The sequence below is a fragment of the Shewanella mangrovi genome (assembly GCF_000753795.1).
GTDB lineage: Bacteria > Pseudomonadota > Gammaproteobacteria > Enterobacterales > Shewanellaceae > Shewanella > Shewanella mangrovi.
In genome coordinates, this window is sequence record NZ_JPEO01000004.1 from 105,846 (window position 1) to 127,744 (window position 21,899).

At 49.9% G+C, this 21,899-nt stretch carries 22 protein-coding genes; all 22 read left to right on the forward strand.

Annotation, left to right across the window (positions count from 1 at the left end; translation table 11 throughout):
* Nucleotides 1–38: 38 nt before the first annotated feature.
* The 22 genes from csrD (at nucleotide 39) to HR45_RS08020 (ending at nucleotide 21,868) form a co-directional block, all read left to right on the forward strand.
* Nucleotides 39–1,946 (forward strand): RNase E specificity factor CsrD, encoded by a 1,908-nt coding sequence (csrD, locus tag HR45_RS07915; protein WP_037441665.1) that lies wholly within the window; start codon nucleotides 39–41, stop codon nucleotides 1,944–1,946.
* Between the two features lie 176 nt (nucleotides 1,947–2,122).
* A complete protein-coding gene (locus tag HR45_RS07920; RefSeq protein WP_037441667.1) occupies nucleotides 2,123–2,992 on the forward strand; it encodes a hypothetical protein in 870 nt (289 codons plus the stop codon).
* Nucleotides 2,989–3,591 (forward strand): PilN domain-containing protein, encoded by a 603-nt coding sequence (locus HR45_RS07925; RefSeq protein ID WP_037441669.1) that lies wholly within the window; start codon nucleotides 2,989–2,991, stop codon nucleotides 3,589–3,591. Before HR45_RS07920 ends, HR45_RS07925 begins: the two co-directional genes overlap by 4 nt.
* Nucleotides 3,588–4,244 carry a hypothetical protein gene (locus tag HR45_RS07930; RefSeq protein ID WP_037441671.1) on the forward strand — a complete coding sequence of 219 codons (657 nt, stop codon included), beginning with the start codon at nucleotides 3,588–3,590 and terminating at the stop codon, nucleotides 4,242–4,244. Before HR45_RS07925 ends, HR45_RS07930 begins: the two co-directional genes overlap by 4 nt.
* Nucleotides 4,228–4,557, forward strand: coding sequence for an MSHA biogenesis protein MshK (locus HR45_RS07935; protein ID WP_241461080.1), 330 nt, complete (start codon nucleotides 4,228–4,230; stop codon nucleotides 4,555–4,557). The genes HR45_RS07930 and HR45_RS07935 overlap by 17 nt, the downstream gene beginning before the upstream one ends.
* 2 nt (nucleotides 4,558–4,559) lie before the next feature.
* Nucleotides 4,560–6,245 carry a pilus (MSHA type) biogenesis protein MshL gene (gene mshL / locus HR45_RS07940; RefSeq protein WP_037441674.1) on the forward strand — a complete coding sequence of 562 codons (1,686 nt, stop codon included), beginning with the start codon at nucleotides 4,560–4,562 and terminating at the stop codon, nucleotides 6,243–6,245.
* A 3-nt stretch (nucleotides 6,246–6,248) separates the two neighbouring features.
* Nucleotides 6,249–7,145 (forward strand): ExeA family protein, encoded by an 897-nt coding sequence (locus tag HR45_RS07945; protein ID WP_037441676.1) that lies wholly within the window; start codon nucleotides 6,249–6,251, stop codon nucleotides 7,143–7,145.
* Nucleotides 7,142–8,338, forward strand: coding sequence for a tetratricopeptide repeat protein (locus HR45_RS07950; protein WP_037441678.1), 1,197 nt, complete (start codon nucleotides 7,142–7,144; stop codon nucleotides 8,336–8,338). The genes HR45_RS07945 and HR45_RS07950 overlap by 4 nt, the downstream gene beginning before the upstream one ends.
* On the forward strand, nucleotides 8,335–10,083 hold the full coding sequence (locus tag HR45_RS07955; RefSeq protein ID WP_037441681.1) for a GspE/PulE family protein: 1,749 nt from the start codon (nucleotides 8,335–8,337) through the stop codon (nucleotides 10,081–10,083). Before HR45_RS07950 ends, HR45_RS07955 begins: the two co-directional genes overlap by 4 nt.
* Before the next feature lie 2 nt (nucleotides 10,084–10,085).
* A complete protein-coding gene (locus HR45_RS07960; protein ID WP_037441683.1) occupies nucleotides 10,086–11,306 on the forward strand; it encodes a type II secretion system F family protein in 1,221 nt (406 codons plus the stop codon).
* Entirely contained in the window at nucleotides 11,306–11,797 is a 492-nt protein-coding gene (locus HR45_RS07965) for a hypothetical protein (protein ID WP_037441685.1), read from the forward strand. The genes HR45_RS07960 and HR45_RS07965 overlap by 1 nt, the downstream gene beginning before the upstream one ends.
* Nucleotides 11,798–11,859: 62 nt before the next feature.
* Nucleotides 11,860–12,462, forward strand: a complete 603-nt coding sequence (locus tag HR45_RS07970; protein ID WP_037441687.1) for a pilus assembly FimT family protein — start codon at nucleotides 11,860–11,862, stop codon at nucleotides 12,460–12,462.
* A gap of 37 nt (nucleotides 12,463–12,499) precedes the next feature.
* Nucleotides 12,500–13,003 (forward strand): prepilin-type N-terminal cleavage/methylation domain-containing protein, encoded by a 504-nt coding sequence (locus HR45_RS07975; RefSeq protein WP_037441689.1) that lies wholly within the window; start codon nucleotides 12,500–12,502, stop codon nucleotides 13,001–13,003.
* A 42-nt stretch (nucleotides 13,004–13,045) separates the two neighbouring features.
* On the forward strand, nucleotides 13,046–13,510 hold the full coding sequence (locus tag HR45_RS07980; RefSeq protein WP_037441691.1) for a pilus assembly FimT family protein: 465 nt from the start codon (nucleotides 13,046–13,048) through the stop codon (nucleotides 13,508–13,510).
* Nucleotides 13,500–13,991: a type IV pilus modification PilV family protein gene (locus HR45_RS07985; protein WP_052074598.1), complete on the forward strand. Its 492-nt coding sequence runs from the start codon at nucleotides 13,500–13,502 to the stop codon at nucleotides 13,989–13,991. The genes HR45_RS07980 and HR45_RS07985 overlap by 11 nt, the downstream gene beginning before the upstream one ends.
* Nucleotides 13,991–14,773, forward strand: coding sequence for a PilW family protein (locus HR45_RS07990; protein ID WP_037441697.1), 783 nt, complete (start codon nucleotides 13,991–13,993; stop codon nucleotides 14,771–14,773). The genes HR45_RS07985 and HR45_RS07990 overlap by 1 nt, the downstream gene beginning before the upstream one ends.
* Nucleotides 14,763–15,227 (forward strand): pilus assembly PilX family protein, encoded by a 465-nt coding sequence (locus tag HR45_RS07995; protein WP_037441698.1) that lies wholly within the window; start codon nucleotides 14,763–14,765, stop codon nucleotides 15,225–15,227. The genes HR45_RS07990 and HR45_RS07995 overlap by 11 nt, the downstream gene beginning before the upstream one ends.
* Entirely contained in the window at nucleotides 15,220–18,606 is a 3,387-nt protein-coding gene (locus HR45_RS19025) for a DUF6701 domain-containing protein (RefSeq protein WP_052074599.1), read from the forward strand. The genes HR45_RS07995 and HR45_RS19025 overlap by 8 nt, the downstream gene beginning before the upstream one ends.
* A gap of 211 nt (nucleotides 18,607–18,817) precedes the next feature.
* The gene (locus HR45_RS08005) at nucleotides 18,818–19,867 is read left to right on the forward strand and encodes a rod shape-determining protein (protein ID WP_037441700.1); all 1,050 of its coding nucleotides are present in this window, start codon (nucleotides 18,818–18,820) and stop codon (nucleotides 19,865–19,867) included.
* Nucleotides 19,868–19,915: 48 nt separating this feature from the next.
* On the forward strand, nucleotides 19,916–20,800 hold the full coding sequence (gene mreC / locus HR45_RS08010; RefSeq protein ID WP_037441702.1) for a rod shape-determining protein MreC: 885 nt from the start codon (nucleotides 19,916–19,918) through the stop codon (nucleotides 20,798–20,800).
* A complete protein-coding gene (mreD, locus tag HR45_RS08015) occupies nucleotides 20,797–21,285 on the forward strand; it encodes a rod shape-determining protein MreD (RefSeq protein WP_037441705.1) in 489 nt (162 codons plus the stop codon). Before mreC ends, mreD begins: the two co-directional genes overlap by 4 nt.
* A 1-nt stretch (nucleotide 21,286) precedes the next feature.
* Nucleotides 21,287–21,868 carry a Maf family protein gene (locus HR45_RS08020; RefSeq protein WP_037441708.1) on the forward strand — a complete coding sequence of 194 codons (582 nt, stop codon included), beginning with the start codon at nucleotides 21,287–21,289 and terminating at the stop codon, nucleotides 21,866–21,868.
* The last annotated feature ends 31 nt before the right edge of the window (nucleotides 21,869–21,899 follow it).

Below are 21,899 nucleotides of genomic sequence, written 5' to 3' on the forward strand. Positions count from 1 at the left end.
GATTGACGCTCATTTTCGGTGATCAGGAATGCCACTTTATGGAATTAACTCGGCTTCTCACCATACGTTTATCCCGCTTCTGGTTGTTATCACTGACCATGACGTTTTTGGTCGGTCTGCTGATGGCGATGGCGGCCTATTCTCAGCTTACCTACCGTTTTCAGCAGCATCATATTGAATCGATAACTCAGTCGTTAGCCTCGCATCTACATAAAGATGATCTTCAACAACTATCGCAATGGTTGCCTGATTTGCTCAATGCCGCCGATGCCTTAGAGGCGCGTGTCTGGAATGGTCAGCAGCTGTTGTATGAATATGTCAGTGGCCAAACAACCGCCATGCCGCGCGTTGTCGATATTCAATTACCGCAGCAACCGACATTACGTATGCAGTTATTGATGCCGCAACCCTTAGCGCATTATTTACCGAATCGGCTCGAGATGTTCATTATGCTGGCGGGTTTTGTTGGGGTGATGATTTTGGCGCGGCTGGGATATCGTTGGTACGCCACGCAACTGGCGGGGCTGGAGAGCATAGGTGAACGTTGTCATCTCATTCTCAAAGGACGTTTTGAGCAAGCGCGCAGTCGTTACAGCAAAGGGCATCCTCGTTTTATCAATCGCGCGATTTCGATGTTGCTGGATGAACTGTCGGAGGCCAAAAAGGAACGAGCGAAATTCGATACCTTTATTCGTAGTAATACGTTTTTGGATCACGAAACCCGTATCGGCAACCGCCTGCTCTTTGATAGCCGCCTAGATGCCTTGAGTAGTAGCAGTGGCATGATGTCCCATGGGGCTTTGATGTTACTTGAGTTTGAAGAGCTGGAGCAGTTACATCAACTTCTTGGGGATAACGGGCTACGCGATTATTTGCTACTCAACGTGGATCATATTAGCCGCATGTTGCAATCACAGGCCAACAGTGTGTTTGCACGTCGCAGCCATAGTCAATTTGCCGTGTTGGTCACTCAGATAAGTCTCGCCGAAGCCGAGCAGTTGGCATCACGTTTAGTGAAATTGTGTGCCAGCCTGAAGCCCAATGAGGTTGCCGCACACGACGCGTTTTGTCATCTCGGCTGTGCCTACTTTAAGTTAGGTGACGAGCCCAGCCAGTTGTTAGATGAGGCCGAAATGGCGCTGCGAGCGGCGCAGATGCAAGGCAGTAATAACTGGTTTATGTACGATAAAGGGGCAGTTGACGAAGAATTTGCCCGAGGCTCAGTGCGCTGGCGGAGCTTTTTGGAAATGGCGCTGGCAGACAAGCGTTTTGTTGCCTTTGCGCAACCCATCCTTGATGTGGACGGGCTGGTGCAACACCGTGAAATTTTCACCCGCGCTCGCGAGACCAATGGCAACTTAGTACGCGCGACCTTGTTTATGCCCATGGCGATTAAATGTGGGCTGATCCCACAAATTGAGCGACTCACGTTGGAGCGAATTATTCATGAACTGCTGCCAGCGAAACGTGGCAGCGACTACTTCAGCGTTAACCTATCGTTTGAAACCTTGATGAATAACGAGTTTTTTCGCTGGCTCAAACGTATCATGCTAGAACATCGTGATGTTATGCCACGCCTGATTGTGGAAGTGGATGAGGCGTTCGCCGTCACTGAGTTGCCGCAACTGCTACCACGTTTACAAGTGATCAAAATGATGGGGGCACGCTTATGTGTTGACCATGTTGGGCAACAGGTCGTCAGTACTCAATATATTGTGGAAGCTGGATTTGATATGGTGAAACTGCACCGTTCCTTAGTGAAGCAAATTCATCTTCGTACTGAAAATCAATTGTTTATAAGAAGTTTGTTAGGAAGTTTGCCGCTGGCTGATATCGAGGTAGTCGCCGAAGGTGTTGAGCAGTTGGAAGAGTGGCAAACCTTGAAAATTTTGGGCATAAGTGCGGCACAGGGACCATTATTTAGCGACCCTGTATCTGTGGATTAAGTGCCATTATGGTCGCTTAGGCATCACTAACCGCGAACTTTCGCAAATTTTCCCTATTATTCTGTGTAGAATTAGTCAATTAGCGTATAACATTTGCTTAGCAATGTTGGAACATAGAGATTAGACGTCGGCGCGTTTTCATCCTAGTTGCCGCCAAATGAGAGCTCAAAAGCGATATGACGACAGCAGCCCCAAAAAAATGGCAATTTTGGCGTACCAAGGTGCCAGAGCAACAGCTCGGAATATTTGTCGGAGCCAACGCAGTTTGGGCTTGTAAAGCTTCTGCCGTGCTCGATGTGCGTTATTACAGTCACCAACGAGATTGGGAAGCGCTGTTTAGCCAGCTTGCGGCCGATTTTGGCGCTGCCAGCTTACAAGTCGTGCTCGGTGCTGGGCGTTATCAACTCTTATCCGCCGATAAACCGAATGTACCTGACGACGAACTGCAACAAGCGTTGCTGTGGAGCGTTAAGGATATGGTGGCAACACCTGTGAGCGATATTCACCTCGATTATTTTGAGTTGCCGTCAAACGCGGTAAGCAAACTACAAGTGGTAATCACGGAACGGCAAGAGATGAGTAAGCTGGCACTGGCGGCCACCAATAACGGCTTTGACTTGGTGGGGATCACCATTGAAGAACTGATGTCAGCCAATCTCTTCATCGATGATAATCAGGCACATATGGTGGTGAGTCATGTGCCAGGAGAAGAGGTGCTGTTGACGGTGATCCGCGATGGTGAACTCTGGATGCAACGTCGCTTACGTGGTTTTGGTGCGCTAGACAGTTTTACCGAGGATGATTTGCGTTTTCGCGTTGCCGATAGTTTAAGCCTTGAAATTCAGCGTTCTATGGATTTTTTTGAGAGCCAGCTACGACAAGCGCCAGTCAGCTCAATTGAATTACTTTGCTTAGGTGAGCGGCAGTTACTAGCCCATTTAGTTGCGGCTAACTTTAATCAACCCGTTAACCTGATTGAAGCCACTGATGTGGGCGGTAAAATGGCTGAACTTGGGTGTCGAGAGCTATCGCGGGGGGCATTATGAGCAAAACCCGCGTCAATCTATTTACCCCAAACTTGCTGCCAGCTAAGCAGCGACTGACATTAATGTCGGTGGTGATACTGAGTGGGCTGATTTTATTATTGGGTGCGCTGGCAAATGCGGTGCTTTGGTACCAAAACCAGAGTGCGAAACAGCACTATGCGCAGTTACGAGCGCAGATCCACACTGCTGAAGTGCAACGCGACCAGCTACAACAGCAGCTGCAACAGCATCAGCCAACCGCAGCGTTACAGGCGGAAGTGACCAAGCAACAACAGGAATTACAACTGAAGACCTTGTTGCTGAGTGAGTTGGCGCAGCGTGAACAACTCAAATCTGTAGGATTTACTGAGAAATTGCAGGAACTGGCCACTGTCTCAGACGGTAAGATCTGGCTGACACGGTTGCGTTTTGATGAACAACATCTGCGCTTTGAAGGTTATAGCGATACGCCCGCTGAGGTCCCAGCGTGGATTGGCCGCCTGTCTCAAACTGCAAGCTTTAAAGGTAAGTCGTTTGCGTCGATGACCATGGCGCGCGATCAGCAGCATCCATTGGCCTTTATTCTGACCAGCGAAGCAGAGGAGGTCGCAGCACAATGAACTTCCTCGATAAATTAGCCAGCCTGTTTAATCCATTATCTCAGCGTGAGCGACTGATGGTGGCTGCCGTGTGTTGGTTGCTGGTAGCAACAGTTGTCTATCTGCCATTTGACGCCATGTGGACACAGCACTCGCAATTGCGGCAACAACAGCAGAGTGCTAGCAAGTTACTGCGCAATACCAAAGAGCAGATAACCCTGCTGAACCAGCGATTGGCGCAAGATCCCAATAAAGAATTACGGCAACAACAGCAGCAGCTAGTAGCGCAGATAGCGGCACTGGATAGCCAACTTAATCAGCAAACGGTAGACCTGATCCCGGCGGAAAAAATGCCGATGTTGCTGGCGCAATTGCTCGAACGCAGTAAAGGCGTGAAGCTCTCAGGCTTCAAATCGCTGCCACCAAAACCATTGCTCGTTGTCGGTGACAAGCAAGCGGGCGAGATGAACCTATACAGCCACGGTATCCTGCTCACATTTGAAGGCGATTACTTTTCGGTGATGAAATTTGTTCAGGCTGTCGAGTCGATGCAGGAAAAACTATACTGGAAGTCGCTTGATTATCAGGTGGATAAGTACCCTAACGCCCAAGTCGAGCTATCACTGTACACGCTAAGTATTAATAAGGATTTTATTAGTGTCGCATCTCACTAAGCTGGTCATGCTGGCCTTGGTCATGGCTACGCTACCTGTCAGCGCAGCCACGTTGCGCGATCCCACCAAGCCGCCGAGTGGTGTGCAGCTATCTGCCACCTCGGCAGAGAATGCTCAAAGCCGCTTGCAGCTTAACAGCATTGTGGCGGGCGCAGGGGGCAAACATGCGGTGATTAATAATCAGATTTATCGTGTAGGTGACAAGGTTAACGGTGTCGCCATCAGCGCCATTCACGACAATCAAGTTTCACTGGCTGATGGACGTCAACTGCGTCTGTTTCCGCGAGTTACTGAGCCGAATAAGAAGAGATAACAATGAATAAAGTGCCCTTTCTCCTTTGCTGTCTTTCGCTGGCCCTAGTCGGTTGCCAGACTACGGATAGGCCGAATCCTTCTGCATCTAAGCAGGCGCTTAACGAATCTTTGCAACCAGCTAACGCCAAAGCGGTGCCGCCAGCTGCCCCTATGCCTGCCAATCTGCAGCAAGAGCTGACTGGCGGAAGTCTATTAACTGGCGTTGCTAGCGCACCAGAGGAAAAGCGTTTTAATGTGTCTGCACATGATGTGGATGCCAAAGTCTTTTTCAATAGCTTAGTCGAGGGAACACCGCTGAGTGTTGCGGTGCATCCGAATGTGGCGGGCACCATTTCTTTGTCGCTCAAAGGGGTTACCTTAGCCGAAGTGTTAAAAGTGGTGCAGGACATCTACGGCTACGAGATTTCACGCTCCGGCAAAGTGCTGCAGATCTATCCGTCCGGCATGCGCACAGAAACCTTCCCGGTAAACTACCTCTACATGGAGCGCGAAGGCTTATCACTCACATCGGTCAGTTCTGGGCGCATTACCGATGCTAACAACAATAACAACAATGGTTCCAATAGCGGCTTTGGCAGTAATTCGCTGAGCAGCAACGGCAGTAGTAACAACAACAGTTTGGGTGGGAACAACCGTAACAACAATAACACCACCAATGGCACTTTTATTAGCTCCAAGACTAAGACCGACTTTTGGGGGCAACTGCAAAAAACCCTCGAGGCGATTATCGGTGCCGAAGGCGAAGGGCGTAGCGTGGTGACCAGTCCGCAAGCAGGCTTGGTAACAGTACGGGCTTTTCCGGATGAACTTCGGCAAATCCGCCAGTTTCTGAGTCAGTCTGAGCAGCATCTACAACGGCAGGTAATCCTAGAGGCCAAAATTGTAGAAGTGCAGCTTTCTGATGGATATCAGCAAGGTATTCAATGGGATAATGTCCTAGGGACAGCACTAGCCAATGGCAATACACAAGTGAGTTTTAGTACCAGTGCAGGCACCTTTGGCAATGATATTACCCGCACCTTGGGTAATGTGACCTCGTTGTCGCTCACTGGCGCGGACTTCGGTGGTTTAATTAATCTGCTGCAAACCCAAGGCGATGTTGATGTGCTGTCGAGCCCACGTGTGACCGCGTCTAACAATCAAAAAGCCGTCATCAAAGTCGGTACCGACGAATACTATGTGACCGATGTTTCCTCTACCACGGTCGCTAGCTCAGCAACCTCGGTGACCACGCCAGATGTGCAGCTAACGCCATTCTTCTCCGGTATCGCATTGGATGTGACGCCGCAAATTGATGATAGCGGCAATGTGCTACTGCATGTGCATCCATCTGTTACCGAAGTATCTGATCAACAAAAAGATATTCAAGTCGGTGATTCCTCTCTGGAGCTGCCGTTGGCACAAAGTGAAATCCGTGAGTCAGATACTGTGATTCGTGCTAAATCGGGCGATGTGGTCGTGATTGGCGGGCTGATGAAGAGCAACACCTCAGACCGTGAATCTAAAGTCCCCTTGCTTGGTGATGTGCCGCTACTCGGACAACTATTTACCAACAAGGTTAAAGCGGTGACTAAGACTGAGTTGGTGATTTTGCTTAAGCCGACGGTTGTCGATGGCAATACCTGGCAACAGCAACTGCAACAGTCGCAGTCGTTGCTGGATCGTTGGTACCCACAGAGCAACTAAGTTATGTACCAGCAGCACTTTGGCCTGCAAACCTTGCCGTTTGCGTTAACCCCAAACACCGGATTCTTTTTCGGTTTAGCGCCTCATGTCGAGGCGCTGCAAGTGCTGCAGGTAGCTTTGCAATCGGGCGAAGGTTTTATCAAGGTGACTGGCGAAGTGGGCACAGGTAAGACGTTAATTTGCCGCAAGCTGTTAAACGAGTTGCCCGATACCTTTGTTTGCGCTTACCTGCCGAATCCCTATCTCAACCCCACCGAACTGCGAATGGCTGTGGCGGAGGAGCTCGGCATTGAGATAACCGGCGTGCACGATCAGCAACAATTAACTGGATTAATCCAACAGCAGTTATTAAGCCTGAGTGCGGCCGGTAAGCAAATCGTGCTAGTGCTTGATGAAGCGCAAGCGCTGCCGGATGACAGTTTGGAAGCGTTGCGACTGTTCACTAACCTAGAAACTGAGCAGCGGAAATTGGTGCAGGTGGTGTTGTTTGGTCAGCCAGAATTAGACCAGAGGTTAGCGCAACAGAATCTGCGACAACTGCGGCAACGGATCACCTTTAGCTACCAACTTAGGCCGCTCACCGTTAATGAAGTTGCTGCCTATGTACGTCATCGCTTGGCGGTGTCTGGGTATCAAGGCCAACCTTTATTTAGACAGGGTGAAACGCGTTTGTTATTTAAAGGCTCTCGCGGTATTCCAAGACTTATCAATGTATTAGCGCATAAGGCATTGATGTTGAGCTTTGGCGAGGGAGAGACTGGCGTCAGTCGTAAGCATATTCGCGCCGCGATTAAAGACACTGAAGATGCCAGCCAATATCGCGCTGCTTGGCGTTGGAGCGTCCCGTTGCTGTTATGTGTGTTATTGGCAAGTGCGGCAATCTGGCGAGGGATGCTATGAGCGTAGTCAACCAAATGTTGAAAGAGTTAGACAAGCGCCAGCAACAGCATGGCTTTAGCACTGTCGCTCAATCGCAATTGCCGCCAGAAAGGGCGAAATCCGCATGGAAATTGCTTGTTATTGGCTTGTTGCTAGGAGCTTTGATGGTCATTGCAGGCTGGTGGCTGTTAACCACCGCGGCGACTCAGCCAGTAATTCCAGTCGAAGTTGAGACGGCCAATGCGCCTACGCCAGTCAAAGCGGCAAATGTTGCTAATCCTTCGTCAGCGCAAACCTTAGTGGCAGAAACCCCAGCCTCCGCTACAACGCCAATTCAACCTCTGGTCAGCGTCAAAGGAACTCCTGCTGCAAAGACGCTTGCTGCGAAAGCACGTCATGCAGAATACGCTGAAAATATTGTGGATGACACTGCTCGTCCCCAAATTGACGCTACGGCTGTTGAGCAATCAACAGGTTCACCATCGACTAAGCTTGCACCAGCAGCGGTAGTTAGCACCGCAGAAACAGACGCCAAAACTTCAGAAACTCGCTCAGTTAATCCGGCGACACCGAGCGCTACTGTGGCGACGAACAAGCTGGCGACTAAGCTGGAAATCACCGAAGTCGAGTTGACGCCGGCACAGCTTGCGGCCAAGCAACTTAAGCACGCCAAAGACTTACTTGCTGAAGGTAACAATCAAGCCGCACTGCAACCGCTGCAGCAGGCATTGCAATATGATGCCAGTTTGCACGAAGCCAGACGGCAATTAGCTGCGCTGTATTACGCTCAGGGAAAACTCGATGACGCTGCCGCAGTGTTGCAGATGGGCGTGGCTAATTATCCGCAAAATGAAGAGTTTTGGTTGCTGTTAGCGCGAGTGCAAATTGCCCGTTTGCAATGGCAACAGGCGGATGCAAGTTTGGCGCACATCGCCGATACGTCGTCGTTCGCCAGTGAAAAATGGTTAGCGAAAATCCGTATCGCACAGCAACAGCAGGATTGGCCGCAGGTGGCTCTCGGGTATCAACAGTTGCTATCGCAAGCGCCTGAAGATGGGCGCTGGCTGTTCGGTTATGCTCACGCACTCGATGCGCAGGGCAATTACGTTGCCGCCATACCTGAGTATCAAAAAGCACTGACCATGAGTGGTTTGTCGGTGGATGCGCGCGCCTATATAGAAAATCGCTTGTTGCAGATAGGAGAATCACGTTGAAACCCAGACTAAAAATGCGCCTTGGCGATCTGTTAGTACAAGAGCAGATCATTACCGAGGAACAACTGCTAAATGCTCTGGCGCAACAACGCAAAACTGGGCGTAAGCTCGGCTATACCCTGATCAATCTTAACTACATCAGCGAAGATCAAATGCTGCAATTTTTATCGCAGCAGTTGAGTATTCCTGTGGTTGATATCAGCCGCAAAGTGGTTCCGCAAAGTGTGGTGACCTTATTATCTGAAGTGCAGGCAAGGCGTTTTCGAGCATTACCGATTGAAGCCGATAGCGACTCCGTCCTCGTCGCGATGAGTGATCCAGCAGATCTGCAAGCCTTGGACGATATCGAACTGTTATTGGCGCCGCGGCAACTCAAGTTAGCGGTGGTAAAAGAGCAGCAACTGTTTGACGCATTCGATAATTTATATCGTCTGACCAGCCAGATTGCAGAGATGGCCGGGCAGTTAGAAGAGGAATATTCGGCTGGCGAACAGTTTGATTTGAATGCCATTACTTCTGCTGATACCGATAATGAAACCACTGTCGTTAAGCTGCTGCAGTCGATTTTTGAAGACGCGGTACAGATCCGCGCTTCCGATATTCACATCGAGCCAGATGAACATCTGTTGCGTATTCGGCAACGGGTCGACGGCTTACTGCAAGAAACCCAGCTCAAAGAAGTGAATATTGCCGCGGCCTTGGTACTGAGGTTGAAGCTGATGGCAGGTCTGGACATTTCTGAAAAACGTCTGCCACAGGATGGCCGCTTCCATATTGAAGTGAAAGGCCACCATATCGATGTGCGGATGTCGACCATGCCAATCTACCATGGTGAATCTGTGGTGATGCGTTTGCTCGATCAATCTGCAGGCTTATTAACGCTAGAGCAAACCGGTATGCCAGCGCCGCTGTTAGAGCGGGTGAGACGGCAGATCCGTCGGCCACACGGGCTACTGCTGGTCACCGGTCCGACAGGTAGCGGTAAAACCACGACGCTTTACGGTGTACTGAGCGAACTTAACCAATCTGAGCGCAAGATTATTACGGTTGAAGATCCGGTGGAGTATAAACTGCCGCGGATCAACCAAGTGCAGGTTAACCATAAAATTGGCCTCGACTTTTCTAACGTATTGCGCACCACGCTGCGACAAGACCCTGACGTAATTATGGTGGGGGAGATGCGTGACCGGGAAACGGTAGAAATCGGGCTGCGGGGCGCATTGACTGGTCACCTTGTGCTATCAACATTACACACCAATGATGCCATTACCAGTGCGCTGCGTTTGATTGACATGGGCGCCGCCAGCTATCTGGTTGCCAGTGCATTGCGCGTGATTATTTCGCAGCGACTTATCCGTCGCGTGTGTGAGCATTGCGCCGAAGAATACCACCCAAATACGCAAGAGTTAGCCTGGTTATCGAGCGTCGCCAATATGAATTTTGCGCAGGCGCAGCTGCGTAAAGGCAGTGGCTGTCAAAGTTGTTCCGGCACAGGGTATCGTGGTCGTGTCGGCGTATTTGAAATCCTTGAACTGGATGAGCCGATGATCGATGCCATGCGTGCTGGTGATCCCGAGCGCTTTGCGCACGTTGCCAAGCAGTCGTCGCTGTTTAAGCCGTTATTACAATCGGCGCTTGAGTATTTGCATAGTGGTGTCACCACATTAGAAGAAGTCGCAAATCTGGTAGAAGATGTGTCCGATGCGCAAATTCCGATGACGGAATTGCTCAGTGATGGAGCCTAATTATGCCCATCTACGAATATCGCGGACGTAACTCAGCTGGACAAGCCGTAAATGGTCAGGTGGAAGCCACCAATGCCAATGCGGCCGCTGATCAGCTGATGTCGCGCGCGGTCATTCCGCTGGAGCTGCGTGAAGCGAAAGTCAGGCAAAAAGTTGACCTCGCCGTGCTGTTTCGGCGACGGCTCAGCTTGGATGAGTTGCAGATCTTCACACGGCAGATGTATTCGCTTACTCGCAGTGGCATTCCTATTTTGCGCGCCATTTCTGGCTTGGCCGAGTCATCACACTCTAAGCGTTTACAAAATGCACTACATCAGGTGGCTGAGCAGTTGACCTCAGGTTTCTCTTTGTCGTCTGCAATGAATCAACATCCTGATATTTTTGATCCGCTGTTTATCTCAATGGTACACGTTGGGGAAAACACCGGCCGTCTTGAAGACACCTTTTTGCAACTGTCGCAATATATCGAGCGCGAACAGGAAACGCGGCGGCGGATTAAGGCGGCGGTGCGCTACCCCATTTTTGTGCTGATGGCGGTTGCGATTGCGTTAGTGGTGCTGAATATCTTTGTCATCCCCAAGTTTGCCGACATGTTCAGTCGTTTTCATGCCGAGTTGCCGTGGGCGACTAAGCTGCTTATCGGCACTTCCAGTCTGTTTGTGCATTACTGGCCGCTGATGATAGTGGCACTTATCGCTGGCTTTTTCGGGTTACGTTACTGGGTCAATACCGACAAAGGGGAACGGCAGTGGGACAAAATGAAGCTGCAGATCCCTGTGGTGGGATCCATTATCGAGCGTTCTACACTAGCCCGATACTGCCGCAGCTTTGCCATGATGCTGGGCGCAGGAGTACCGATGACCAGCGCGCTGAGCTTGGTTGCTGATGCGGTCGATAATAGCTATATGCATGATCGCATTGTGAATATGCGTCATGGTATCGAGGCGGGTGAGTCAATGCTGCGGGTATCGCGCAATAGTGGCCTGTTTACCCCCTTGGTACTGCAGATGGTGGCAGTTGGTGAAGAAACCGGACAGATTGAACAACTGCTCAACGATGCGGCGGATTTTTATGAAGGGGAAGTCGACTTTGACTTGAAGAACCTCACCGCCAAACTTGAGCCGATTTTGATCGCGATTGTGGCTGTTATTGTGTTGATCTTGGCATTGGGGATCTACCTACCTATGTGGGACATGCTCAATGTGGTCAAGGGCGGCCACTAATGCAACCGCAGGAGCAGCAAGACCTCAAGTCCATCAGTCTGTTCCGGCAGCTTATTGCGCTGGTGGTGTTTTTGATTTTGCTGGCAACCATTGCCGAGCGTTATTTTGGTGGTATCAATACTGTCTCTGCTAATAGTCTCGCGCTGGAACATAATCGATTATTAAATGTGCTGGCGATGGTGCGCTCGCAATGGCAAAGTTTAGGTAAGCCTCAGAGAATGACGGCAGATTGGTTATTGTTTGAAAATGGACAAGCAACTAACACCTTGGTGATGGATCGCGGCGGTTGGCCGACCATTGACACCTTTGATGCTCAGGGATGTGAGCAGCTTTGGTTTGAATTGTTGGGCGTAACAGCGCAGCAAGCCGATGTTGCCACTGAGTTTGATGGACAGCAGCAAATTTGCCATTTTCGCACCGAGAGTGGTCAGAGTATTAGTTACCAAATTAGCAGCGGACAAGTTGCCTATTCCGGTGATGTCGCAAATTAAGTTATTACATTAGATTTTAAATGGTTAACTGCTAGAATCGAATCAGTTCAAAGGAGAGCAGTATGCAACGTAAAGTACAGGGTTTTTCGCTTATTGAGCTGGTGATCGTCATCATGATCTTGGGGTTGTTAGCCGCGACCGCCATTCCGCGTTTTCTCAACGTGGCCGATGATGCCGAAAATGCCAGTGTGGAAGGCGTCGCGGGTGGTTTATCTACAGCGGTGAGCTTTGTGCGTTCTCAATGGGAAGTGGATGGTCGCCGTAATACCTCGGTGATTTTAGACGGTACGCAGATTTCGCTCGATACCCGATTTGGTTTTCCAACCGGGCTGACCAATACCTCTGCTTCTTCTATGACAGATGCGACTTGTCAGCAAGTATTTGAAAATGTGTTACAAAGCGCACCAAAGAATGTAATTTATACTGCAGACGCACGTGACCAGCGTTACACTGTTCGCGTGTTAGATGGTGCCGGTGGCAATGTCACAACACTGGCAGGCACGGCAGTGAGCGGTATTGATTTATGTGTATACCATCAGGTTGCCTCGTTAGCCTTAGATCAGAACTCTGGCATTGCGACGCCAGCACCAACGCTGACCACAACAGACGCTAATGGCATTGTGTATAACCCGGCGACTGGTCAGGTTTTGAGTTTTACCAACTAAGAATGTTTTGTTAAAAAACGCTTGAAGGAAAAGTGATATGCAAAAACAACAAGGTTTTACCCTAATTGAGTTAGTCGTCGTTATCATTATTTTGGGGATCCTTGCCGTCGTCGCAGCACCAAAATTTATCAACCTGCAAAGTGACGCCAGATACTCTACATTACAGGGCTTACAAGCATCACTTCAAGGTGCAAACTCTCTGGTATATTCAAAGGCAGCTATAGCTGGTAGTGATAAACAATCATCAGCAACCACTGTAAATTTAGATGCCAGTACCGCAGTATCTACTGTCTATGGTTATTTAGATGCGACTGAAGCCAATTTTGCAAAAGCATTAGAGATTTCTGCTCAGACTACTGACACTGATGTAACCACTGGCAATGCATCTTCTACTGGTGACTGGCTAATATATTCTGATGACTCCACTGTTAAGTTTTGGCAAAACGGTGCTCCTGCAGCATGTGCTTTGACGTATACACCAGCCACTTCTAGTTCGCTGCCACAGTATGCTTTGCCTGCTAATGGCTCCAACGATTGTTAATCAGAGGAGTGAGCTAATTTTCTGTATCGGACTGAACAATTTATGGGAATTCGAGTACGGAAGCATATCTTAGCGTTCACCCTCATCGAACTGGTCGTCACCATTATGCTGCTGGCGATCCTTTCGGTCGTAGTATTGCCCCGTTTTTTCGGGGCTTCTTCTTATAGTGCATTCGCACTTAGGCAAGAGATCATTGCTGAATTGCGGCGTGATCAGATGCTGGCTTTTAATAATCCTGACCGTTGTTTTCGGCTGCATGTGGATGCTGCTGGTTATCAGCTATCCCATCTGCAAGCCGACTGCAGCAGTGAGATCTTCGCAGAAGCTCGACAAAACTTTCCTAACAGTGCCAAGCTGACGCTGATGGATGGTCAAGACTCATTCACCCTTGGTTTTGATAGCGCAGGCCGCCCGACCATAGCCTGTGCCGGAGCTTGTTTGCTGACGGTCGCGGATGAAGCGTTACCGATAGCGATTGAGTCGCAGGGGTATATCCATGAAGGCTAATAAGGGATTTACCTTAATCGAGCTGATTGTCGGCATGATAGTGTTCAGCATCGCGGTCGTGCTGTTGAGCAGTGTTCTCCTACCTCAAAGTGACCATGCGGCAAATACTCTGCAACGAGTGCGCGCCACGGAATTAGCGCAGAGTGTGTTGAATGAAATATGGGGTAAAGGCTTTGATGACAATACACCAATTAACGGTGTGCCTGCCTGTGGTTCGCCCGCAGGCGTTGCCTGCGGCAGTAACATAGGACCCGATAGCGGCGAGTCGCGTAACGACTTCGATGACGTCGATGATTATGACGGGCTTAATCAAGACTCTTTGATGCTCAACAGCACAGTAACCTACGCAAGTAATTATCCTAATTATCAGTTTCTTGTCAGTGTGAGTTATATCGATGCCAATCATAAATTGATTGCCGTGGTAGTAACGACTCCCGCGGGAGAGCCCATCGCCTTCAATGCGGTCAGGAGTAACTACTGATGCGGCGTAGTCGTGGTTTTACCTTAGTGGAACTGGTTACAGTGATGATGTTGCTGGGGATTCTAGCGATTGGCGTCAGCAGTTTTTTGATCTTTGGTACGCGTATCTTCGTTGATTCTTCGGCGGTCGACCGCATTATCGGTAGTAGTCGATATGCCATGGAGCGTATGACTCGAGAGCTACGTAGCTCTGTGCCTGCCAGTTTGCGCCTGCGGGATGATACTCATGTGCAGTGCTTAGAGTTTGTACCGATTGAGACGAGCGGTCGTTATCTCGATATGCCATTTGATACGCCCGCACTGAGCGGCCGCGTATTTTCGCCCACAACAGCATTACAGCCCGGTTGGCAGTTATTTGTCTATCCGTTGGTAAGTGATGATATCTACAACGCTAGTCACAATAAGCGTCAACAGATCGCTAGCGTCAGTGTCAGTGGTGACACGACTCGGGTGAATTTTGTCGCCAGTGTTCGCTTTAGTGAAACTTCTCCCGCCGAGCGTTTTTATGCCGCATCATCACCTGTGAGTTATTGCTTTTTCGCCAGCGGCCAAATTTATCGCTATCAGGATTATGGCTATACGCAAAACCAAACATTACCACCCGCTAGTACGCCAGTATTAATGGCGGAAAATTTGAATAATGATTTCAGTCAGCAGTTGCCTGTCACGATTGCACCCGCCAGTTTGACTAATAATGCCATTGTGCAGTTGTCTCCCAGTTTTGAGGTGGCGGGTGAATCTTTTACTTATCAGCACCAGGTGCAGGTGTTTAATGTCCCTTAAACGTCATAAGCGAATGTTGTCTCGTCAGTCACAACGTGGCAGTGCGTTGATGATTGCGCTATTCATTATTGTGGTGATGGCGCTGTTGGCTGCGAGCCTAATGCGTATCGGTGCGGACGCTGATGAAGGGGTGAATATTGAAGTCTGGAGTCTACGTGCTTTTAGTGCCGCCAATAGTGGCGCTGATGCTGCATTGTCGCAGCTCTTTCCGCTGGGTGGCGGTTCGGTGAGCTGTAGCAATGTCGCCAGCAGTTGGACTCCGCCCGATGTGGTTGGGTTTCACGGTTGTGGCAATATTGCGCTGAGTTGCCAAGAGTTACGAGATGGCACTGATGTCATGTACCGTATTACGAGCAATGCCACGTGTCAGACGGGGGATTGCGAAACTGGCAGCAATGATAATCGCCAATGTCTGAGAGTTAACCGCAGTGTGGAGGTTGAAGCCCGTGAATAAATATTGGTTGCTGCTTTGGCTATGCCTGTCTTTTTCCGCATCAGCGTTTGAGCAGATCAGCGACGCACAACTCTTTCCTGCGGTTGTGCAGGGGCATCATGGCGTTGGCAGTGTTTGTAGCAGCAATTCAGCGTTAACTATTTATACCGGGCAGATTATTGGTACGGGTGGCGAAGCATTAAATTTCTGTAGCAGTAATAACCAAAACAGTATGGAGAGTGACACCTGTGATGACGGTTTAGGGAATACCGAAAAATGCAGCGTCAGCGGCAGTGATGTTCAGGGCTTAGACCTCAATAGTGTCCAAAATCAGTTTCAGGCAACGAGTGGTGGTGCTTCAATCAACTGGGGTGAATGCAATGCTGACAGAGTGCTTGGGCAACATGGTGAGACAGATTTTGGTAGCGTCGTGCTCGATGGTGATGCTTGTCACGCTTCATTTTCTACAGACAATAGCACCTTTCATTTTGCTAGTTTGTTACTTAACGGTCGGGCTGAAATCACCTTCCATAGCGGTGACTATTGGATTGATAGCTTAACCCTGAACGATGGCACTCCGGTGGTACACATTGATGGCAATGTGCGTTTGTTCGTCAACAACTTTAAAGTGAACGACGCTGCGCAGCTTAATCCAGAGCGCAGCGGTAAGTTAACCGTTATCGCGTATAACACCATTACGGTGGCGGGAAATAACGCCGAGCTGAACGGCAATTTCTACGCTGAAAACAGTATGACGATCCACGGTTTTAATATCGTGAATGGCCATATCACGGCCCGCACATTGGATATCAGTCTCAATGGCATCGTTAATGGTGCGGCGCTCCCAAACTGCCGTGATATTTTTACCTATCCGCCGACTGATCAACACGCGCCTGATCGTTTTGTGCCGCCGCTCAATCTGGAGCCAAGTCGAGGCGATCTTAGTTGTTCTAATGGTTCTCCCTGTAGCTTTGGGCCGGGTGACTACAACTTCACTAACGGTACTATTACTGAGCATGGTCAGGGCGCTAATGCTCTGACAACCTCAGGCAAGACCACAAGGTTATATTTCGACTCACTGACGATTGATAAGGCGGCGCTTAACCTGCAGCAGGGCTCTAACAGTGGTGATGCTGCTAATCTATTGATCTATGTGAGAAATCAATTGGTGCTAAATGGCCGGGTTGATATGAATGGCATTCTTTATCTTGCCAAAGATGCCACCATAACCGGCAGCTTCAAACTCTATGGTGCGATTGCGGGGGGGCAGATTCTGTCTTTTGCCGACGCGCCAAGAGAGGGGGATACCAATGGCGGGAGTATTCATATCGATTTATCCGTCGTCGATGAAGCCGACTTTGGCGGCATGTGTTCCAATACCACGGTAGCGACCGATACTATCGATCACTTTCAGTTGGATTTTTCCGCGAATCCCAATGTGTGTGCACCCGCAAGTATCACGGTATTGGCCTGTGAAAATAGTGATTGCACGAGTCTGTACAGTGGCAATATCAGCGTCACGATGAGTCCTGCAACTGTCTCAAATGGCCAATGGCTTGGTGGCAATACCCTGCAGTTTTCACAAGGTACTGCCACTATTGCGCTACAGAAAAATGATGCGCTGCCTATTACCATCGGTATCGAGGATTCCACGCCAATCGCAACCAATGGCTATGTCTGTAATGATGCCAATAATTCCAACTGTACGTTAAGTTTTTCCGAAGCTGGCTTTATCTTTGATGTACCGGACAAAGTCGCCGGACGCGCGGCCGAAGTGCTGATTAAAGCCGTTAAAAAAGATGAGCAAACTCAGCAATGTGTTAGTGCATTTGCCTCGGTCAGCAAACCGATAAAACTATGGTCGTCGGTGGTATCTCGTCCAATGATAGAGGGGTACGTTCCGCCTGCGGTGCAGGTCAATGCCTTGTCAATTTCTGATGATGCGGCCGCGCCGTCATTGCAAACGCTCAGCTTTGATGCATCAGGGCAGGCCAGCGTGCAGCTTGACTACCATGATGCTGGTAAGTTAACGCTCAATGCGCAATATACAGGTAGTGGAGATGATGCAGGCTTGGTCGTCGCCGGTAGTGATAGCTTCGTGAGTTTCCCCGCGGGGTTATGTGTGGCGGCGGTGGATAGTGACGCTCAATGTCCCAGCGCTGATGCCAGCTGCTCTGGCTATCGTGCCGCAGGTGATGTGTTTGCGGTCAATATCAGGGCTAAACAGTGGCGCGATGATGGCAATATATGTGCAGCCGCTGATACGCCGTCATTTGCGATGGCAGATGTGGCGATGTCGCAGCAGTTAATTGCTCCCGCAGCTGGTCAGCCCGGTGAGCTTGCCAGCCATGATTATGACCAATTGGCCTCGGTCAGTGGCACTACCATTAATCAATCGATCTCTGAAGTTGGCGTATTTGCGTTAGCTGCCAGCAGTCAGCAAGCTTATCTTGGCAGCAGCGCTTTTACACTAGCACCGTTTTATTCCGATCCCATTGGCCGTTTTTACCCGGCAAGTTTTATCGCTGATGGTATAAGTGTGCCGCCGAGCTGTGATGGTTTCAGTTACATGACTCAGCCGCTGTCGCTGAGCATGACCTTAAAAGCGTTGAACCGCGCAGGCCAGTTAACGCAAAACTATACTGGCACTTTCGCTAATGGCAGCGCGCAATTATTAGCCGAGAATAATAACAACGGTATTGACCTTTCGTCGCGCCTAAGTGCCGTGAGCGGAAGTTGGCTCAATGGGCAAATGCAGTTTACCCAAGTGCCATTTAGTTTTGCTCGTGCGGCCGCACCACTCGCCGACGGGCCATTTAGCGCTTTAGCACTGGGGGTTGAGGTTACGGACCCCGATAGTGTGCCTATGTCCTTAGCGAATATGTTGGTCACATCTGCCAATGACTGTGCTGCTGACAGCAATTGCAGCGCTCAACAACTCACCACGCTCGATATTCGTCTGGGGCGTGCCTTATTGGCGAATACCTATGGCCCGGAAAACCATCCGGTATTGATGGCGGGAAGTGCTCAATACTGGAATGGTAGCCAGTGGCAATCAAACCCCGATGATAGCTGCTCTGTGGTCAGTCCCGCGATGTTGTCGCAAACGACGAATGCCACATTGGGATATCTGTTTGAACCGGCACTGGCAAGTGGACAAGCAATATCCCGAACTGGTGCCCCTGCCGCCTTATCTAATGGCGATTATAGTGTGCGCTGGCTGTCATCTGGCACCTATCGTGGCAAAGTGACAGCGCCTGTGGGCGTGCCGGAATGGTTGCAATGGTATTGGGGTTTTGACGGTGCGGGTAATACTGTGTTGTTGGACCCCCGTGCGAGTGCTTACTTCGGCCGTTACCGCGGTAACGACCGTGTGATCAATTGGCGTGAGCAGCATTAGCCTTGTGCTGGAAGACTAAAAAATCATCATTATTGGCTTAGTTTCGGCGCCAATTGAATGACATGCGCCAGAACTTAATTAATCGTCCGAAAAAAATGCCACTCGTCAGCGTTTGTTAGGCTTATCAGTCTTGTAGAACTGGGGTGGCATTGATAAAGTTAGCTAATTTCCAAATTCTCTTCTCCGACTCCACAGAATACAGGCTAGTTAAATGTTGAAAAAGCTGCGTGGCATTTTTTCCAATGATCTTTCGATCGACTTAGGTACCGCCAACACCTTAATTTATGTCAGAAATGAAGGCATTGTGCTCAATGAACCTTCTGTTGTTGCCATTCGTGTGGACCGTAACAACGGCGCGCAGCGATCGATCGCTGCTGTCGGTATGGAAGCAAAACAGATGTTGGGGCGTACGCCTGGCAACATTCAAGCGATTCGTCCAATGAAAGATGGCGTGATTGCAGACTTCCACGTTACTGAAAAAATGCTGCAGTACTTTATTAAACAAGTACATAACAACAGTTTCTTACGTCCTAGCCCTCGCGTGTTGGTGTGTGTACCTGTGGGTGCTACGCAAGTTGAACGCCGCGCAATTAAAGAATCAGCGATGGGCGCCGGCGCGCGAGAAGTGTATTTGATTGAAGAACCAATGGCGGCCGCAATCGGCGCTGGTTTGCCTGTGTCTGAAGCGACTGGCTCTATGGTCGTGGATATCGGTGGTGGTACGACTGAAGTTGCCATTATCTCGTTGAACGGTGTGGTTTACTCTTCATCTGTGCGTATCGGTGGTGACAAGTTTGATGAAGCCATCATCAACTATGTACGCCGTAACTACGGCAGCCTGATTGGTGAAGCAACGGCAGAACGCATCAAGCACACTATTGGCACCGCTTATCCTGGCGATGAAGTGCTGGAGATTGAAGTGCGCGGTCGCAACTTGGCGGAAGGTGTACCAAGAAGCTTTACCCTGAACAGCAATGAGATCCTCGAAGCCTTGCAAGAGCCATTGTCTGGTATTGTCAGTGCGGTGATGGCGGCATTGGAGCAGTCACCTCCAGAATTGGCGTCTGATATCTCTGAGCGCGGTATGGTGCTCACTGGCGGTGGCGCATTACTGCGTGACCTTGATCGTCTGCTGATGCAAGAAACTGGTATTCCAGTGATGCTGGCAGAAGATCCGCTAACCTGTGTGGCCCGTGGCGGCGGCAAAGCGTTAGAAATGATCGACATGCACGGTGGCGATCTGTTCTCTGAAGAGAACTAATCTCGGGATTAACTCGATATGGCGGTGTAATGCCGCCTTATTTATTCTATGCAGCCTATTTTTGCCCGCGGTGTTTCCGTTCAATTTCGTCTGACACTGGCAGTTCTTCTGTCGGTGGCATTGTTATTTGCGAATAAAAAATTAGAGCCAGTGCGTGAGTCATTGGCGTCGCTGTTAAGCCCTGTGCAATATTTGGCGACCGCGCCCGGTGAATTGTTTGACTGGGGTGCCGAAAATCTCGCTTCACTCAGTATGCTGAAAAAGCAAAATCAGGAGTTGTTGCGCCAGCAACTGATGATGAGTGAACGTCTGCAACGCTTTGAACATCTGCGTCAGGAAAACGAACGCTTGCGAGCTTTGCTGGGGTCTCCCTTGCATATGGACGCACGCAAAATGGTGGCGGAAGTCATTGAAGTTGCAAGCGATCCTTTCCATCAATATGTGGTGATCAATCACGGCAGTAACAACGGTGTGTTCGTCGGCCAGCCTGTAGTCGATGCACAAGGGGTTGTTGGGCAAGTGGTGGAAGTCAATGCGTTGACCTCGCGAGTATTGCTGATTTCCGATCCTAAGCAAGGCATTCCAGTGCGGATTACGCGTAATGACGTGCGGGTGATTGCGAACGGCAATGGTGAACTCGACCAACTCGACTTGCGTTATGTGGCCAAGAGTACGGATATCAAAGTCGGCGATTTATTGGTGACGTCTGGATTAGGCAACCGTTTTCCTGAAGGATATCCGGTAGCACGAGTAATCAATATCAATCGTGATGACGGCCAAAATTATCTGAAAGTGACCGCGCAGCCAATGGCCGCGCTAGATCGTATTCGCTATCTGTTGTTGATTTGGCCTGAGCAGCAAGCGAGCGAAAAGGCTGCTGTGACTGAAGACGCGACTAAGGTTAATGACAAGCAAGAGGAGCCCAAGTCATGACGATGGATCATGCACACGGACGCCTCATCGTCTGGTTTTCATTGCTGGTAGGCTTGCTGTTTGAGTTGATGCCGGTGCCTGATATTGTGCTGCCGTTTCGGCCGGATTGGTTGCTGCTGATCTTAATCTATTGGTCGATGGCACTGCCGCATCGCTACAACATTCTGACTGCGTTTGTGATGGGGACGCTGCTCGATGTGTTGTTGGGGGCGCATCTCGGTATTCGTTCGCTGGCATATTCGTTAGCTATCTATCTGATAGTGCTTAATTTCCAGCGGTTAAGAACCTATTCGTTTTTACAGCAAACGGTGCTGGTCGGCATTGTGCTGTGTATTTATCACCTGATTGTGTTCTGGCTGCAATTTTTGTTAGAGCACGCAACCTTTTCTGCTGAACTGTTGTGGCCGACCGTGTCCAGCATGATTTTGTGGCGTTGGGTGTTCTGGGTTTTGCGACGTATTCGGCGTCGTTACAAGGTACGTTAATATGAAATTAGTGCTGGCGTCGGCGTCGCCACGTCGTCGTGAATTATTGGCACAGTTGGGATTAGCCGTCGCTGATTTCTCTTTTGCAGTGTTAGCGACAGATATTGATGAGTCAGCGCGCCAAGGTGAAGCCGCGACCGATTTCGTGAGTCGCTTAGCGTTGGAAAAAGCGCAGGCAGGGCTGGCGTTGTGTGGTGATACACAAGCGGTCGTGCTTGGCTCCGATACCATAGTAGTGGCTGGTGATACGGTACTTGGTAAACCACAGGATGCTACTGATGCGTTCGCGATGCTGCGCCGACTGAGTGGTGCCAGCCATCGTGTCATGACCGCCGTTGCCTTAGTCTCTGCGACTAAAACGGTGTCGACTCTGGTGACAACCCAAGTTACCTTCACCGCAATGAGCGATGCGCAGATCCACGCTTATATCGCCAGTGGTGAGCCGATGGATAAAGCTGGAGCTTACGGTATTCAGGGATTGGGTGGCAGTTTTGTTGAGCGTATTGATGGCAGCTACTCTGCAGTCGTGGGCTTGCCGTTGGTGGAAACTCGGAGTTTGCTGCAGCAAATGCAGTTGATTTAAATATTAATTTGGCATAAATCCACATTTTCGG

What these genes read in the sequence shown, in the direction of transcription:
- csrD (WP_037441665.1), top strand. Translation starts at nt 39, where the DNA reads ATGGAATTAACTCGGCTTCTCACCATACGTTTATCCCGCTTCTGGTTG.
- HR45_RS07920 (WP_037441667.1), top strand. Translation starts at nt 2,123, where the DNA reads ATGACGACAGCAGCCCCAAAAAAATGGCAATTTTGGCGTACCAAGGTG.
- HR45_RS07925 (WP_037441669.1), top strand. Translation starts at nt 2,989, where the DNA reads ATGAGCAAAACCCGCGTCAATCTATTTACCCCAAACTTGCTGCCAGCT.
- HR45_RS07930 (WP_037441671.1), top strand. Translation starts at nt 3,588, where the DNA reads ATGAACTTCCTCGATAAATTAGCCAGCCTGTTTAATCCATTATCTCAG.
- mshL (WP_037441674.1), top strand. Translation starts at nt 4,560, where the DNA reads ATGAATAAAGTGCCCTTTCTCCTTTGCTGTCTTTCGCTGGCCCTAGTC.
- HR45_RS07945 (WP_037441676.1), top strand. Translation starts at nt 6,249, where the DNA reads ATGTACCAGCAGCACTTTGGCCTGCAAACCTTGCCGTTTGCGTTAACC.
- HR45_RS07950 (WP_037441678.1), top strand. Translation starts at nt 7,142, where the DNA reads ATGAGCGTAGTCAACCAAATGTTGAAAGAGTTAGACAAGCGCCAGCAA.
- HR45_RS07960 (WP_037441683.1), top strand. Translation starts at nt 10,086, where the DNA reads ATGCCCATCTACGAATATCGCGGACGTAACTCAGCTGGACAAGCCGTA.
- HR45_RS07965 (WP_037441685.1), top strand. Translation starts at nt 11,306, where the DNA reads ATGCAACCGCAGGAGCAGCAAGACCTCAAGTCCATCAGTCTGTTCCGG.
- HR45_RS07970 (WP_037441687.1), top strand. Translation starts at nt 11,860, where the DNA reads ATGCAACGTAAAGTACAGGGTTTTTCGCTTATTGAGCTGGTGATCGTC.
- HR45_RS07975 (WP_037441689.1), top strand. Translation starts at nt 12,500, where the DNA reads ATGCAAAAACAACAAGGTTTTACCCTAATTGAGTTAGTCGTCGTTATC.
- HR45_RS07980 (WP_037441691.1), top strand. Translation starts at nt 13,046, where the DNA reads ATGGGAATTCGAGTACGGAAGCATATCTTAGCGTTCACCCTCATCGAA.
- HR45_RS07985 (WP_052074598.1), top strand. Translation starts at nt 13,500, where the DNA reads ATGAAGGCTAATAAGGGATTTACCTTAATCGAGCTGATTGTCGGCATG.
- HR45_RS07990 (WP_037441697.1), top strand. Translation starts at nt 13,991, where the DNA reads ATGCGGCGTAGTCGTGGTTTTACCTTAGTGGAACTGGTTACAGTGATG.
- HR45_RS07995 (WP_037441698.1), top strand. Translation starts at nt 14,763, where the DNA reads ATGTCCCTTAAACGTCATAAGCGAATGTTGTCTCGTCAGTCACAACGT.
- HR45_RS08005 (WP_037441700.1), top strand. Translation starts at nt 18,818, where the DNA reads ATGTTGAAAAAGCTGCGTGGCATTTTTTCCAATGATCTTTCGATCGAC.
- mreC (WP_037441702.1), top strand. Translation starts at nt 19,916, where the DNA reads ATGCAGCCTATTTTTGCCCGCGGTGTTTCCGTTCAATTTCGTCTGACA.
- mreD (WP_037441705.1), top strand. Translation starts at nt 20,797, where the DNA reads ATGACGATGGATCATGCACACGGACGCCTCATCGTCTGGTTTTCATTG.
- HR45_RS08020 (WP_037441708.1), top strand. Translation starts at nt 21,287, where the DNA reads ATGAAATTAGTGCTGGCGTCGGCGTCGCCACGTCGTCGTGAATTATTG.